General features: G+C 60.2%; 10 protein-coding genes. 4 read left to right on the top strand and 6 right to left on the bottom strand.

Annotation, left to right across the window (positions count from 1 at the left end):
- Positions 1-25: 25 nt before the first annotated feature.
- Positions 26-2,401 carry a phosphoenolpyruvate synthase gene (gene ppsA, locus ACW4DH_RS00825; protein ID WP_459634453.1) on the top strand — a complete coding sequence of 792 codons (2,376 nt, stop codon included), beginning with the start codon at positions 26-28 and terminating at the stop codon, positions 2,399-2,401.
- Positions 2,402-2,497: 96 nt separating this feature from the next.
- Here ppsA and ACW4DH_RS00820 read toward each other — a convergent pair whose 3' ends face one another.
- The 4 genes from ACW4DH_RS00820 to acnB all read right to left on the bottom strand — a co-directional run bounded on the left by ACW4DH_RS00820 (position 2,498) and on the right by acnB (position 8,568).
- Complete coding sequence (locus ACW4DH_RS00820; RefSeq protein ID WP_459634452.1) at positions 2,498-4,312, bottom strand: glycerophosphodiester phosphodiesterase family protein; 1,815 nt, start codon at positions 4,310-4,312, stop codon at positions 2,498-2,500.
- Positions 4,313-4,470: 158 nt separating this feature from the next.
- The gene (gene rraA / locus ACW4DH_RS00815) at positions 4,471-4,959 is read right to left on the bottom strand and encodes a ribonuclease E activity regulator RraA (RefSeq protein WP_459634451.1); all 489 of its coding nucleotides are present in this window, start codon (positions 4,957-4,959) and stop codon (positions 4,471-4,473) included.
- A 130-nt stretch (positions 4,960-5,089) separates the two neighbouring features.
- On the bottom strand, positions 5,090-5,695 hold the full coding sequence (locus tag ACW4DH_RS00810) for a porin family protein (RefSeq protein WP_459634450.1): 606 nt from the start codon (positions 5,693-5,695) through the stop codon (positions 5,090-5,092).
- A 269-nt stretch (positions 5,696-5,964) separates the two neighbouring features.
- Positions 5,965-8,568: a bifunctional aconitate hydratase 2/2-methylisocitrate dehydratase gene (acnB, locus tag ACW4DH_RS00805; RefSeq protein ID WP_459634449.1), complete on the bottom strand. Its 2,604-nt coding sequence runs from the start codon at positions 8,566-8,568 to the stop codon at positions 5,965-5,967.
- A 276-nt stretch (positions 8,569-8,844) separates the two neighbouring features.
- On the opposite strand from acnB, the gene ACW4DH_RS00800 reads away from it, so the two are divergent.
- Genes ACW4DH_RS00800 through ACW4DH_RS00790 form a run of 3 tightly spaced genes read left to right on the top strand, consistent with a single transcriptional unit; the run spans position 8,845 to position 13,886 of the window.
- Positions 8,845-9,294 (top strand): DUF1289 domain-containing protein, encoded by a 450-nt coding sequence (locus ACW4DH_RS00800; protein ID WP_459634448.1) that lies wholly within the window; start codon positions 8,845-8,847, stop codon positions 9,292-9,294.
- Between the two features lie 8 nt (positions 9,295-9,302).
- Complete coding sequence (locus tag ACW4DH_RS00795; protein WP_459634447.1) at positions 9,303-9,929, top strand: MiaE family protein; 627 nt, start codon at positions 9,303-9,305, stop codon at positions 9,927-9,929.
- Between the two features lie 42 nt (positions 9,930-9,971).
- On the top strand, positions 9,972-13,886 hold the full coding sequence (locus ACW4DH_RS00790) for an AAA family ATPase (RefSeq protein ID WP_459634446.1): 3,915 nt from the start codon (positions 9,972-9,974) through the stop codon (positions 13,884-13,886).
- A gap of 41 nt (positions 13,887-13,927) precedes the next feature.
- On the opposite strand, the gene ACW4DH_RS00785 is transcribed toward ACW4DH_RS00790, so the two are convergent.
- Together ACW4DH_RS00785 and ACW4DH_RS00780 are read right to left on the bottom strand one after the other, a co-directional pair.
- Positions 13,928-14,656, bottom strand: coding sequence for a UDP-2,3-diacylglucosamine diphosphatase (locus ACW4DH_RS00785; RefSeq protein ID WP_459634445.1), 729 nt, complete (start codon positions 14,654-14,656; stop codon positions 13,928-13,930).
- Positions 14,657-14,728: 72 nt separating this feature from the next.
- Positions 14,729-15,226, bottom strand: a complete 498-nt coding sequence (locus tag ACW4DH_RS00780; protein ID WP_459634444.1) for a peptidylprolyl isomerase — start codon at positions 15,224-15,226, stop codon at positions 14,729-14,731.
- Positions 15,227-15,286 lie beyond the last annotated feature (60 nt).

Genomic DNA, 15,286 nt, shown 5'->3' with positions numbered 1-15,286 from the left:
TTTTTGTGCCTGACAGGGGGTTTTCTTGGAACAGTACATTGTCTGGTTTGACCAGCTCGGGATGGGCGACGTCGACCGCGTCGGTGGCAAGAACGCCTCACTTGGCGAGATGATTTCCAATCTGGCCGGTGCCGGCGTGACTGTCCCGGGTGGCTTTGCCACGACGGCTCACGCCTATCGCCAGTTTCTCGCTCATGAAGGGCTCAATGAGCGTATCAATGCCGAACTCGAGGCGCTTGACGCCGATGATGTGCAGGCTCTGGTAGCCACGGGCGAACGGATCCGCCGCTGGGTCATCGAAACGCCGTTGCCCCCTGAATTCGAAAATGCACTGCGTGACGCCTACGGACAGCTGCAGGTCAAGCATCCCAATCTCAAGGTGGCGGTACGCTCCTCGGCAACCGCCGAGGATCTGCCCGATGCGTCTTTTGCCGGCCAGCAGGAAACCTTCCTGAACATAGACGGTTTCGATAACGTCAAGCGTGCGGTGCATGAAGTCTTTGCGTCGTTGTTCAATGACCGCGCCATCTCCTATCGTGTCCATCGCGGCTATGATCACGCCCAGGTGGCGTTGTCCGCCGGTGTTCAGAAGATGGTACGTTCCGAGACGGCTTCCAGCGGGGTCATGTTTACCCTGGATACGGAGTCCGGCTACCGCGACGCAGTGTTTATCACCGGTTCCTGGGGGCTGGGCGAGACGGTGGTGCAGGGCGCGGTCAACCCTGACGAGTTCTATGTGCACAAGCCGACCCTGGCGGCGGGCAAGCCTGCCGTACTGCGACGTACATTGGGCTCGAAACTGATCAAGATGATCTATACCGAAGATGCTTCCGCAGGACGTTCCGTAGCGACGGTGGACGTCCCGCTGGCGGATCGCAATCGCTTTTGCCTTTCCGATGACGAGATCATGAATCTGGCGCGTCAGGCCGTGATCATTGAGCAACATTATGGCCGTCCCATGGATATCGAGTGGGCGCGGGATGGCGATGATGACCGTCTCTATATCGTACAGGCGCGGCCGGAAACGGTAGTGTCGAACGTCGAGGGTGGAGTGCTGGAACGCTTCCAGCTCAAGGAGAAGGGCCGTTTGCTGATCTCCGGACGTGCCATCGGCCAGCGCATCGGCCAGGGGGCGGTCAAGATCATCATGAGCCCCGACGAGATGGATAAGGTCCAGCCCGGCGATGTGCTGGTTACCGACATGACGGATCCGGACTGGGAGCCGGTGATGAAGCGTGCCTCGGCTATCGTCACCAACCGTGGCGGACGCACTTGCCACGCCGCGATCATTGCCCGTGAACTGGGGATTCCCGCAGTGGTGGGCTGTACCGATGCCACTCAGGTGCTGGAGGAAGGCCGTGAAGTGACCGTGTCCTGCGCCGAAGGCGATGCGGGGCATGTCTACGCGGGATTGCTGGACTTCGAATGCCAGACCTCCAGCATCGATACGATGCCGGAAATCCCTTTCAAGATCATGATGAACGTGGGCAACCCCGATCGTGCCTTCGGTTTCGCCAGCCTGCCCAATGCCGGGGTGGGGCTGGCGCGCCTGGAGTTCATCATCAACCGCATGATCGGCGTGCACCCCAAGGCGTTGCTGGAGTACGCGACGTTGCCTGCCGATCTGCAGCAGATCATCGACGTACGCACGGCGGGTTATGCCGACCCGGTGAGCTTCTATGTCGACCGGCTGGTCGAGGGGATCTCGACCCTGGCGGCGGCGTTCCATCCCAAGCGGGTGATCGTGCGGCTCTCGGACTTCAAGTCCAACGAATACGAGAACCTGATCGGCGGCAAGCTCTACGAGCCGGGCGAAGAGAACCCGATGCTCGGCTTCCGTGGGGCGTCACGTTATGTTTCCGAATCGTTCCGCCCATGCTTCGAGCTGGAGTGTCGGGCACTCAAGCGGGTGCGCGACGAGATGGGATTGGATAACGTCGAGATCATGGTGCCGTTCGTGCGGACTCCTGACGAGGGGCGCGAAGTCGTCGAGCTGCTGGCCGCCAATGGCCTCAAGCGTGGCGAAAACGGACTCAAGGTTATCATGATGTGCGAACTGCCGGCCAATGCGCTGCTGGCGGACGAGTTCCTTGAATACTTCGATGGGTTCTCCATCGGCTCCAACGACCTCACGCAGTTGACACTGGGGCTGGATCGCGACTCGGGCATCGTCGCGCACCTGTTCGACGAACGTAACCCGGCGGTCAAGAAGCTGTTGGCCATGGCTATCTCGGCCTGTAACGCCCAAGGCAAATACATCGGTATCTGCGGTCAGGGGCCGTCGGATCACCCGGACCTTGCCAAGTGGCTTATGGAGCAGGGTATCGACTCCGTATCCTTGAACCCGGATGCGGTATTGGAAACCTGGTTCATGCTGGCGGGCGAGTCGCCGGCCCACTGATCGCCACCGCGTTGCGAAATGCCCCCGGCTGTTTTGCCGGGGGCATTTTTTTGCCGCATCCACAGGTATGCGCCTTGTGTTATCCGCCTATGCAGGTCAGCTACGTAGCCAATTACGCAGCTTGATCAGCAGCAACTCGCCATCCGTCAGGCTATGGCGCTCCTCGAGCAGCTCGGCCAGTGCATCGGGGCGGTCGGTAATGATGTTGTCGACGCCCATATCCACGTAACGCGACATGTCACCGGTGCGGTTAACCGTCCATACATGCAGTTCCCGGCCCGTGCGATGCACGTGGTGCACCACATCCGAAGTGGCTCGGGTATGACGCAATCCGATGATATCGGCATTGGTGGTAAACAGCGCGCCGGGTAACAGAAACTGCACGAAAAGCGTGGTGCGGACCTCGGGTGCCAGGCGTTCGACTGCATTGATCACGGCGGGGTCCAGTGAGGCGATAATGGACCTGTCGAGCATCGCGTGGCGGCGAAGCAGGCCAATGACCTTCTCCACGAGCTGGGAGGTATCGTCCCTGTCGGGCTTGAGTTCCACATAAAGCCCGGCGTGGTCCTGGCTGAGCGCGATGGCCTCTTCGAATGTGGCGACATGTTCGCCAACGAAAGCATCGCCGAACCAGCTGCCGACATCGATCTCACGGACTTCCTCGAGCGTCAGCTCGCGAAGGTCCTGATCGGAGCCGGTGATGCGCTTCAGGTTGCGGTCATGCGATAGCACGATGTTGCCATCCGGCAGCAGGCGCACATCGATTTCAATATAGTCGGCCCCATCGGCAATGGCCTGTTTGACTGCCGCCAGAGTGTTTTCGGGGGCCTTCATGGAGCTGCCGCGGTGTGCAGTGATGGTCACGTCATCGCGTAGCTCGAAGCCGCCGAGGATGATCGCCGCCTGAATGACCGCAAACAGTAGCAATAGCAGTTCCATACCCCAGGCCAGCAGGCCTGAGCGCGCTGCCGCCGTGGGCGGGTGAAAGTCCGGTGTGATGCCGCTGAGGCGGTGAAACAGGTTGATGACCAATAGGCTGTTAGCCGCAATGCCCAGAAAGGTAATGGCGAGTGTCGAGATGATGTAACACGCCAGATAAAGGATCATGGCGGGAATCAACACGCTGATACGGTCGGGCAGACTGCTCAGCAGAGGGTCGCCCACGGCATCGAAGATCAGAGTGAAAATTATCGGAAGCAGTGTGACGCATATCGCAACGCCGACCACGAGCGGCGCGATATGGCGTCGGCGCCCGCGCGTCAGCTCACGGCTGTGCTTCAAGGCGGCAAGCGGGCCGAGTCCTTCGAACATCATGGCCGGCAAGGCCAGGAACCAACGAAAATACAGCCGGGCATTCAATAGCACGGCGATGCCCAGCAAGGGGATGGCGACGGCCAGAAATCCCCAGAAGAGCGGCGGCTTCAAGCGCAGCAAGGCATAGACTTCCTGGCCGCCGAGCATGGCGTCGTAGGTCTGGGTAATGAGTAGCAAAAAGGGAAGACTTAGCAGGATGTGGCTACTGACTTGGAGAAAGGTCAGCGCCGCCAGGGGCACAAAGCGCTTGATGACTTGGAACAGGGCTTCGAATGTCGTGCGGTAGCGCCCTTCGGCAGGGCTGGCCAGCGTGAGCATCATGCCCGCCTGCTGCAAGAAGATAAGCAGAAAACTGAAACTGATCGCGACAATCAACCATACCAGCCCGGGCAGCGACAGTGCCACATCCAGTATCTGGCCGTTACTCAGCACCGGACGGCCGATATACCGCAGCAATGTCGACAGCGTCCAGGCGGAAAACGGTACCCAGAGTGCTGTCGCCAGCAGAGTAAAGAATAGGTGGAAGAGCAGTAACGATCGGGCATGGGCCCGCAGTTGGACAAGGATATCGGCGAAAAGGGTGCGTGTCGCGAGCATGACTACCTATCAGCTGTGGTTCGTCGGCAGCCTCTCATTGTGTCGGTTAAGTGACAATGCGCCAAGGATGGCGTTAACGCCACGTCGGCGAGGGATCGGGCGTGACTGAACGGGGTAGGCCGGAAGGCCTGTGCGTACACAGGCCAGATCGTAGGAATTCAGGCATCCAGGGTCAGGCGCTCGTTGGCCACGACGATGCCATTGTTGTCGGCATATACCCACTGCCCTGGGGCGAGCGTCACGCCGGCGAAGGTTACCGCAATATCGCGCTGGCCTTCGCCACGTTTTTCGCTCTTGCGCGGGTGGGTCCCCAAGGCCTGAACGCCGAGTTCGGTTTCGGCCAGGATGTCGACGTCGCGGACGCATCCGTACATGATGACGCCGGCCCAGCCATTGTCGGCGGCTTGGGCGGCGAGCATATCACCGAGCATCGCGCAACGCAGCGATCCGCCGGCATCCACGACCAGCACGGCGCCTTCGCCAGGTTCGGCGACGGCTTCCTTGACCCGCGAGTTGTCCTCGAAGCATTTCACGGTACGCACCGGGCCACAGAAAGCTTCGCGTCCTCCCAGGTTGACGAAGATGGGGTCGAGCGCTTCGACTTCGGGATGCGCATCACAGATGTCGGGCGTGACAATATGGGTCATGGGCTTCTCCTAGGATATTATCATTCGTTCATGCCACAACCGGCCGGCTTGAGAACCCTTCCTGGGGGTATGGCTGCTGGACAGGGGGTGGATAGCAGCGGCGCCTTTCAGCACCGCCGCCAGACAGCTTTTAGAATTTCCAGCCCACGGATGCCGTGAAACTATCGATCTGGTAATCGCTGTCGAAATCGAATCGTTCATACTCGGCACGTACCAGAAGCGGCTCGAAATTGAGCTGCACGCCTGCGCCATAAACCGGATCGACACCGTCGTTGTCTTCCAGGTCCGCATTCACGTCGCCCAGATTGCCGTCGACATCGGTGTCCCACTTGGCAAGGCCCGCCTTGGCATACAGTTCGAACCACTGGGTAAGCGGAAGTTTACCCACCAGGTTCAGGCCATAGGCGCTGGAATCCAGATCCTTGCTGGCGAAATCATTGCCTTCGAGGGTTACCTTGCCAAGATCGGAGTAGAAGGCCTCGGTGGCAAAATAGTCGTTGAATTCGTAGCCGACGAACACTTTCCAGCTATTGTCGTCATCGTCGAGATCGAAATCCTCGCTTCCCGATTCGATGAAGTCGCCGACTTCGTCACTGTCGTTTTTCAGAGAACTGAAGCCGGTGCCGACACCGAAGTACAGCCCGTCGGGATTATACGGCGCGGCCAGCACGGCCGGAGAAAGGGCTAACAGCGACGATGAAGCTAGAGACAGGGTCAGCAGGGTGTTGAGTTTCACGAGACTCTCCTTGTGGGGGCTGTCCTTGGGAAAGGACGTTTTCCGAGCCGAAGAATACTTCACTTCGGGTTGAAATGGCTTCCTGCCAGTGTAGTGATGCGATGTACGATGAGCTGGCACTAAACATAAAACGAGCGGCGAAGCCAACGCAAGCCAGGGCTAATAGAAAAGCGGTGTACGGCGCAAAAAAAACGCCCCGCACAACAGGGCGGGGCGTTTCGTTCACCTGCACACTCTTCTTCTATTGCGCGAGCATTGGAGTCGAGTGATCAGGCTTCCTGTGCGACCGGAATCACGCTTGAGGCCGCTTTTTGGAACTCTTCGATTTCGTGGAAGTTCATGTAACGGTAGATTTCACCGGCCATGGCATTGAACTGGCTCATATAGCCCTTGTATTCCTCTACCGTCGGCAGTCGGCCTTCCACCGCCGCTATGGCCGCCAATTCAGCAGATGCCAGAAATACGTTGGCACCATCTCCCAGGCGGTTGGGGAAGTTGCGTGTCGAGGTGGAGACCACGGTGGACTTCGGCGCCACACGGGCCTGGTTACCCATGCACAGCGAGCAGCCGGGCATTTCCATGCGCGCACCGGCGCGACCGTAGATACCGTAGTAGCCTTCCTCGGTCAGCTGATGCTGATCCATCTTGGTCGGCGGTGCAAGCCATAAACGCGTTTTTAGGCTTCCGGCCGGCTGCTTCTCGAGCAGTTTGCCGGCAGCGCGGAAGTGGCCGATATTGGTCATGCACGAGCCGATGAACACTTCGTCGATGGTCTGGCCGGCGACATCGGACAACAAGCGGGCGTCGTCCGGGTCGTTCGGGGCACAGAGAATCGGCTGATCGATTTCCGCCAGGTCGATCTCGATGATGGCGGCGTATTCGGCGTCTTGATCGGCACGCATCAGGCTTGGGTCGGCCAGCCACTCTTGCATGCCCTGGACGCGACGTTCCAGAGTACGCGCATCGCCATAACCGTTGCTGATCATCCACTTGAGCAGGGTGATGTTGGACTGCAAATACTCTGCGACGCGATCCTCACCCAAGGTGATGGTGCAGCCTGCGGCGCTGCGCTCGGCAGAGGCATCGGAGAGCTCGAAGGCCTGCTCGGCGGTGAGGTCTTCAAGACCTTCGATTTCCAGAACGCGACCCGAGAAGATGTTCTTTTTACCGGATTTCTCGACGGTCAGCAGGCCCTGCTTGATGGCGTACAGCGGGATGGCATGGACCAGGTCGCGCAGGGTGATGCCCGGCTGACGCTCGCCCTTGAAGCGCACCAGTACCGATTCAGGCATATCCAGCGGCATGACGCCGGTCGCGGCGGCGAAAGCCACTAGACCGGAGCCCGCCGGGAACGAGATGCCCATCGGGAAGCGCGTGTGAGAGTCACCGCCGGTACCCACGGTATCCGGCAACAGCATGCGGTTCAGCCAAGAGTGGATGATACCGTCACCCGGGCGCAGCGAAACGCCGCCGCGGTTCATGATGAAATCGGGCAGGGTGTGGTGGGTTTCCACATCCACCGGCTTGGGATAGGCGGCAGTATGACAGAAGGACTGCATGACCAGGTCGGCCTGGAAGCCTAGACAGGCGAGATCCTTGAGTTCGTCGCGCGTCATCGGGCCGGTGGTGTCCTGCGAGCCGACGGTGGTCATCTTCGGTTCGCAGTACATGCCGGGGCGCACGCCCTGCATGCCGCACGCCTTGCCGACCATCTTCTGCGCCAGGGTGTAGCCCTTGCCGCTATCGACCGGCTGCTCCGGCGTCTTGAACACGTCCGACGGGCCCAGGCCCAGCTCGGCTCGCGCCTTTTCGGTCAGACCCCGGCCGATGATCAGCGGGATACGACCGCCCGCGCGGACTTCGTCGAGAATCACCCGAGTCTTGAGCTCGAAGGTCGAGATCACTTCGTCGCTGTCGTGACGCGTCACCTTGCCTGCATAGGGATAGACGTCGATGACGTCGCCCATGTCGAGCTTGTCGACATCCATCTCGATGGGCAGGGCGCCGGCGTCTTCCATGGTGTTGAAGAAGATGGGGGCGATCTTGCTGCCGAAACAGTAGCCGCCGGCGCGCTTGTTGGGCACGTAGGGAATGTCGTCGCCGAAGAACCACAGCACGGAGTTGGTCGCGGACTTGCGCGAAGAACCGGTGCCGACCACATCGCCGACGTAGGCGACCGGGAAGCCCTTGGCCTTGACCGCTTCGATCTGGGCAAGCGGTCCCTTGGCGCCGGGTTCGGCCGGCTCGATACCGTCGCGCGGGTTCTTGAGCATGGCATTGGCATGCAACGGAATGTCCGGACGCGACCAGGCATCGGGCGCCGGGGAAAGGTCGTCGGTGTTGGTCTCGCCGGGCACCTTGAAGACACTCAGGCTAATCTTCTCGGCGAGGGCTGGCTTGGCCAGGTACCATTCGGCATCGGCCCAGGATTGCAGGACATCCTGGGCGACAGCATTGCCGGTCTTGGCGCGTTCCGCCACGTCATGGAAGGCATCGAACATCAGCAGGGTATGCTTGAGCTGTTCTCCGGCTTCTTTGGCCAGTTCCTGATTGTCGAGCAGCTCGACCAGGGTGGCGATGTTGTAGCCGCCCTGCATGGTGCCCAACAGCTTGACCGCATGCACCTTGTCGATCAGCGGAGACTGCGTTTCGCCCTTGGCAACGGCGGTCAGGAAGCCGGCCTTGACATAGGCGGCCTCGTCGACACCGGGCGGGACGCGGTCGGTAATCAACGCGAGGAGAAATTCTTCTTCGCCGGCCGGGGGATTCTTGAGCAGCTCGATCAGGTCGGCTGTCATCTCGGCATTCAGTGGCTTCGGCGGTACGCCCTCAAGAGCGCGTTCCTCGACATGTTGGCGATAAGCTTCAAGCACGTTGGGGATCCTCATCTATTATCGAATCCAAAGCCTCAGCGGACACAGCAACTTCCGTGAACATCCTCAAAACTGACGCTTTGGTGCTTGCATCAACCGGGTTAATGAGCGAGCGAATTCTACTCGAAACTGTCGACAATGTTAAGACGGCTTCCTTCGGCAGCGCTTGAACTTTGGTGGTCCTGGCCAGATCTGGGGTGGCAGACAATGCGGCGGACCTGTCGCTGTCGGAAGAGACTCGCGATAACATGGCGGCTTGGACCCAAGTGAGATGTTATGGCTCAACGTATCGTTTCTCCCTGTGTGGGGTTGTGTTCGACCACGGTTGGTGATCGGGTCTGCCGTGGCTGTCAACGGACCGACAGGGAAATTCTCGACTGGTTCGGGTTTGACGACAGGCAGCGTCGCCAGCGGATGCAGGAACTGGACGCCCTGCGCGTTGAAGTCGCCGACCGTTACCTGCAGGTGACCGATGCCGGCCGGCTGGAGACACAGCTGGTTCGCTACGGTGTCCGCTTTCGTGACGAACAGCCAGCGTTATCCCGAGCAGTAGAACTGCTGCGGGTGGGGAGAACGCGTATCAACGATATCACCCGTTACGGTCTCTCCCCCCGCAACGCCGCAGAGAAAGACCCTGCGACGCTCTACCAGGCGTTGCATGCTGAGCTTATGCAGGCCGCACAGGGGCGTCTGAATTCGCCTACTACCGATGACCCTTTATCGTGAAGACCGACATGCAAGAATCGCTAGAAGTATTGCTCCCTTCCGACCTGCGGGACTTTCTGCCGTGTTCCACGCCTGCGGCCTGGGTCGAGGCGGCCCTGGAACAGCAGGAACTGCTGCTGATTGATCATGCCCAGTGCGAGAAGAAGGCAGCCTCGACGGCAATGAGTCTGATGTACCGTTATGTCGACCATCCGGACCTGTTGTCCAAGATGTCGCAGTTGGCTCGCGAGGAATTGCTCCACTTCGAGCAGGTGGTGAATATCATGCGTGCCCGGGGTGTCGATTATCGCCATTTGCGGGCCTCACGCTACGCCGAGGGGCTGCGGCAGCATGTGCGGGTCAAAGATCCGCAGCGGTTGGTCGATATTCTTATCATTGGCGCTTTTATCGAGGCGCGCTCATGCGAACGCTTTGCCTGCTTGATCCCCCACCTCGATGACGAGCTTGCCAAGTTCTACCGGACTCTGGTTAAGTCCGAAGGACGCCATTACGAGGACTATTTGATGTTGGCGAAGCGTTACGCCGATGAGCCGATCGACGATCGTGTGGCTTTCTTCGCCAGTTGCGAGCAAGCCCTGATCGAGTCGCCGGATCACAGCTTCCGCTTCCATAGCGGTTTGCCGATGGCCGCGTAGCAAAACATCGTTCACGGCAGCACAACGCAGGAAATCATAACAATGACGCAGGCTACTCCAGGCAATGTGCAGTTATCGCTGTTGGGGCATTTTTCGCTGGCGGCGGGCGGCGAGACGCTGACCCAGTTCAGCTATGACAAGGTCAAGGCCTTGCTGGTTTACCTGCTGCTGCATGCTCATCAACCCGTCAGCCGAGCGGCACTAGCGGAAATGCTGTGGCCCGACCAGGGGGTATCTTCGGGACGTACCAATCTGCGTCACGCGCTGCACTGCCTGCGGCAGAGCCTGGGCGAGGACGCCGACGACATTCTCAGCGTCTCGCGGCAGACCATTGCCCTGACGCTACCGACATCTTGGTCGCTGGACCTGTCGCGGGTGGATGGGCTGCTCGAGTCGCCTCCCGATATCGCGTCTCTCGAGGCATTGTTGCAGGTATATACCGGTGACCTGGTCGTGGAGTTGCAGCTACCGCAGTGCGGCGAGTTTCAACGTTGGTTACTCAAGGTGCGCGGCGAGTGGCGCCAGCGAGTCATTGAATTTGCCGAACGCGTATTGGCTGGCGAGCCCAAGCTGCCGGATATGGTGTTACGCCAGTTGGTCAGCCGCTTCTCGGGATATGGGCCGTTTCATGAACGGCTGGTCCGCCAGTTGGCGGAGCAGGGGCAGGCGGCGGCGGCGCATGAGCAGTTCAACGCCTATCTGCAGTTGCTGGCGCTTTCGGGACAACAGCCCGAGCCGGGCTTTCTGCAATTGGCCCGCTATTGGTCCGACAACGGCCTGGACCCGGCATCCGGTGTCTCTCCCCAGGGGGCGTTCTCCCGTGCCCTGTCACTGAACAGCGCTCCGCTGCAGACCAGTGAAATCGAACATCGCCAATTATCGGTAATGGCAATACGTTTGCATCTGCAAGGCGACTGGCAGGATCGTACTCAAGCCTGTGCTTGCTTGACGTTGCAGCTTGAACTGATGCGCTGGCTGGAGCGGCAATGTCACCACCTCGGCGGGTTCTGGTTACCTGGCGCGACGGGGGGCCTCGGATTGGCATGTTTCGGCACCCATGGGCCGGCACATCAATTGGCTGAGCTGGTGGCGTTGTACGAACATTGCCGCCAACACCTGCCCGAGGAGATCGGCCGACATTGGGGCGGCGCCGGAGACGCGCCACGCTTCGAACTGTCGGCGGGCCTGCATAGCGGTCTGGTCGTCTATTTGCCCGAGCGGCAATTGGCGGACCCGCTGGGACAGGTGACCCAGCCGGCGCTGGAGCTGATGAGTGCCGCTCAGGGAAGCGAGCTGGTCATTTCACAGGATGCCAGCCAGCATATGCCGCCAGCGCTGGATCTGCAGCCGCGCTTGTCTTCAAGGCTGATCGCGGTCGATGGTCGGGTGCGCCTGCGTGCACTGGTGCTGGGACCCAACGAAGATGCGCGGGGCGCAACGCCGCCCAGCCTGATCGGGCGCGAGGCAGCACTTCGTCAGTTGCACGATGCACTGGCTCGGGTCGGAATCGGCCTGCGTCAGAGTGTGCTGGTTCAGGGCGCCGCAGGTATGGGTAAATCGGCGCTGATGGTCAGCTTCCGCCAGTTGGAGCAAGGCCGGGATCTGGCGCTATGCTGGTTGCCCGCCACACGATTGCTGGCGCAGGCGCCGTTCGGTGTCGCCAGGGTACTGCTGCGCTGGCATCTCGGTCATGACCTCGACGAGGCTGGCCTGCAGTCGTTGCTTGAAGCCCAGCCGCTGCTGTCCGGTCTGACGCCGGAGCGGATGACGCTCCTGCATGGTGCACTGGGTATCAGTGAGGCGGCACCGGAAGAAACGATTCCCCAGAGCGGTGAAGTGGTCGAATGGGTGGTGCGCACGCTGCACGGTCTGATCGAGCGAATCACCGCGCATAAGCCCTTGGTGTTGATGATCGACGACCTGCAGTGGGTCGACGAGCCTTCTCTGAAAGTGATGGCCGCCTTGCAGGCGCGTTTGCCGATCAACAGTCCTTTCCTGTTCGTGGCCAGTCATCATGGACGCGAGCCGTTGCCGATCAAGCTCCATTGGGACCAGCAAGTTTCTCTCGATCGCCTCGATGCCACACAATCCTCACGTCTGCTGTCACACTTGGCACGACGTTACCGACTGCATCTCAACCCCCGGCTGCGCGGGCAGTTGATCGAGCGCTGCGATGGCGTGCCGCTCTACTTGCAGGAGATCTGCCGGCGTCTCGACATGGATCGCCGCGAAGGTCGCTGTTTTCAGGCCGACGAGCTGCCGCGCGGCTTGCTGGGGTTGTTGATCAGTCGCATCGATCAGCTCGAGGGGGACCGCAATGTCGCTCATGTGGCGGCTGTTCTGGGGCGTCAGATACGCCTGAGTCTACTGCGGGAATGTACCGGTTTGGATGAGGGGCGGCTCAAGCAGGTCATCGAACACATGCGCCGGCTCGAGATCATCGAGCCGTGTGCGCCCGACGCCGAATTCGAATACGAGTTCACCCATCAGTTGCTACAAGAAGCGGCCTATCAGTCTTGTCCTCCCGATGTGCGGGCGACGACTCACCAGCAGGTCGTTTCGCTGATCGAAGAGCGTTTCCCGGCGTGGATCAGCCGGCGGCCGGGATATTTCGCTACCCACCTACGCCGCAGCGGCCATTATGCGCGAGGTGCCCGTTATTTCGAGCTGGCGGCGCGTGAAGCGCTTAAGGTCAGTGCCAACCGGACGGCCCTGCAGATGGCGGATGCCGGATTGGCGAGCCTGCGTCACATCGATGATGGGCAGGCGGAGCGGGAGATCAGCCTGCTGACGGTCCGTGGCCAGGCGGCATTCGCCTTGGAGGGGTACGGTTCGCCGCTCGCACATGAAAGTTTCCTGCAGGCTCGCAAGTTGCTGAATTATGAAACCAGCGATCCTGACGACGAGCCGGACCTGGAGCAGTTCTTTCTGGTCAAGTGGGGATTATGGGTGGGCTGTAGCCAGCGCCACGCGCATGCCGATGCCTTTTCACTGGCTTCGCGTCTGGCATCGTTGGCCGATCAGCTCGCCGATCCTCGCTATCGCCGGCTGGCCGATTATGCCCAGGCGCATTGTGAGTACTGGGCGGGACGTATCCGCCATGCCTATGAGCACCTCGAGGAGATCGATCCGCTGCATCAGCCAATGATTCTCGACTGGCTACCGTTTTCCGACCATCCTCAGGTGGCAGCGGCCTGTTATCAAGGTTGGACCCAGTGCCTGAGAGGCGAGTATCGACGTGCCGAGCATCAAGCCGAGGCGGCGATTCGTCTGGCCGAGACGATCAACCATCCGGGCTCGCTGGCCATGGCGCTGTTGTTCGCTGCCGCCATGTATCGTCAATTGGGGCATGTCCATCTGGCCAAGTTGCGCGCCGAGCGTGCCTTTGAGCTGACCCGAACGCCGGATCTGCATCTCTGGCATGTGTCGGCCCAAGGCGCGCTGGGGTGGTGTCAGGTATTGTCGGGCGATCGGCAAGGCTTGGACATCCTGGAGGCCAATATCAAGCAGTTTGCAGAGGTGACCGGACAAGACTGCTATCAACGGCCTTCATTGTTGTATGGCGATGCCTGCCTGGCACTAGGCGAATATGCCCGGGGCGAGGACTATCTCGATCAGTGCCTGATGGTCGCGCGTGAGCGTAACACCCTGTACCTGCCGGAACTCTCGATGCAGTTGGCCCGGGTTCGCCACCATATCGGTTATTCTCCGGCCAGCATCCGGTCATTGGCTGAACAGGCATTGGCCTACGCTCGCGAACATGAAAATCTGCACCATCAGCTCAACGCGCATGAGCTGTGGCTGACGCTGATCGACCCTGACGATGATCAGGCTCGAGAAGAGTTCGGGCGTTTACTGCGTCAGGTGTCGATGACCGATGCACCGGTATTGATGCGCTGGAGAGCGCTGTCGGAGCAGGGAACTGACGCCACTAGAGCCAGGATGCGCCAGGTCTGAGGAGTGGCGCGACCAGCGATGCGTCTCTTGGCCGTGCTTCGCTAGAAGGTGAAGCGATGCAGCTCGGGGGGACGGCCGTCTTCAGCGCGGATCTCCCAGGCATGGTCCGGCTGCCAGTCGCCGAGGACGATGCGCCTGGCGGGTTGTCCGTCGATGTCGAAGTCATGGACGGCTGGGCGATGCGTGTGGCCATGGATCAGGGTGCGGACACCGTGGGAGCGCATGACCTTGACCACCTCTTCCGGTGTGACGTCCATGATGTCTTCCGCCTTGGCGGTATTGGCGTCCCCGGATTGCATGCGCAGACTCTTGGCCAGTTCCAGGCGTTGTTCGATGGGAAGCGCGAGAATCTGGGCCTGCCATTCGGGATTGCGGGCCGTGGCGCGAAACTTCATGTAGGCCTCATCGCGTGTGCACAGGCTGTCGCCATGCATCAGCAGGACAGGGGTATTGGCGAAATGAACGACGCAGGGATCATCCAGCAGGGTCGCGCCGGTATCCCGGGCGAAGCCATCGCCAATCAGAAAGTCGCGGTTGCCATGCATGAAATATAGCTGTGTGCCGCCCTGCGTGAGGTGTCGCAGGGCATCGATAATGTGCTGCTCGTACTCGCCACGGTAGTCATCACCGATCCAGGCTTCGAAGAAATCTCCGAGAATGTATAGTGCATCGGCATGCCGCGCGCGGTGTTGCAGATAATCCAGAAAGCCGTGGGTGATGCCAGGCGCCCCCGGGTGAAGATGCAGGTCGGAGATCAGCAGGGTTGTCATGTCGCACCTCGACAGGGCCAGAAAGTGACGCGCCCGCTAGAGGCGGGCGCGTGGCGGTGACAATCACCAGGTTCATTCGTCCTTGAGTTCGGCCCGCTCGATGATGACATCTTCCGCAGGCACGTCGGCATGCATGCCGCGGCGTGTCGTCGACACGGACTTAATCTTTTCGACGACCTCGAGACCTTCGACGACTTCGCCGAATACGCAATAACCCCAGCCCTGCATGTCCTTGCTGCGGTGATCGAGAAAATCATTGTCGGCAATGTTGATGAAGAATTGGGCGGTGGCAGAATGCGGATCCTGGGTCCGGGCCATGGCGATGCTGCCCTTGCGGTTCTTCAGGCCGTTATCGGCTTCGTTCTCGATCGGCTCGCGAGTGGGTTTCTGTTCGAAATCCTGATCGAATCCACCGCCCTGAATCATGAAGCCGTTGATGACTCGATGAAAAAGGGAACCGTCATAATGCCCGTCACGCACGTATTGCTCGAAGTTGGCCGCCGTCTTGGGCGCCTTGTCATGGTCAAGCTGCAGGGTGATGTCGCCGTAATTAGTATGCAGAACAATCATGGGGATTCCTGATTTATCAGATTGAGCGCGTCTTGGCGTTGCGCGCAGGCGTCGCGCTAT

The organism is Halomonas sp. WWR20 (assembly GCF_054602495.1).
Note: the sequence above shows the minus strand (reverse complement) of the source record. Positions and strands in the feature narration are given on the sequence as shown.

Excerpts from the sequence above, each read along its gene's own strand:
- ACW4DH_RS00820 (WP_459634452.1), bottom strand. The coding sequence starts at position 4,312 with ATGCTCGCGACACGCACCCTTTTCGCCGATATCCTTGTCCAACTGCGG.
- rraA (WP_459634451.1), bottom strand. The coding sequence starts at position 4,959 with ATGACCCATATTGTCACGCCCGACATCTGTGATGCGCATCCCGAAGTC.
- ACW4DH_RS00800 (WP_459634448.1), top strand. The coding sequence starts at position 8,845 with ATGGCTCAACGTATCGTTTCTCCCTGTGTGGGGTTGTGTTCGACCACG.
- ACW4DH_RS00795 (WP_459634447.1), top strand. The coding sequence starts at position 9,303 with ATGCAAGAATCGCTAGAAGTATTGCTCCCTTCCGACCTGCGGGACTTT.
- ACW4DH_RS00790 (WP_459634446.1), top strand. The coding sequence starts at position 9,972 with ATGACGCAGGCTACTCCAGGCAATGTGCAGTTATCGCTGTTGGGGCAT.
- ACW4DH_RS00785 (WP_459634445.1), bottom strand. The coding sequence starts at position 14,656 with ATGACAACCCTGCTGATCTCCGACCTGCATCTTCACCCGGGGGCGCCT.
- ACW4DH_RS00780 (WP_459634444.1), bottom strand. The coding sequence starts at position 15,226 with ATGATTGTTCTGCATACTAATTACGGCGACATCACCCTGCAGCTTGAC.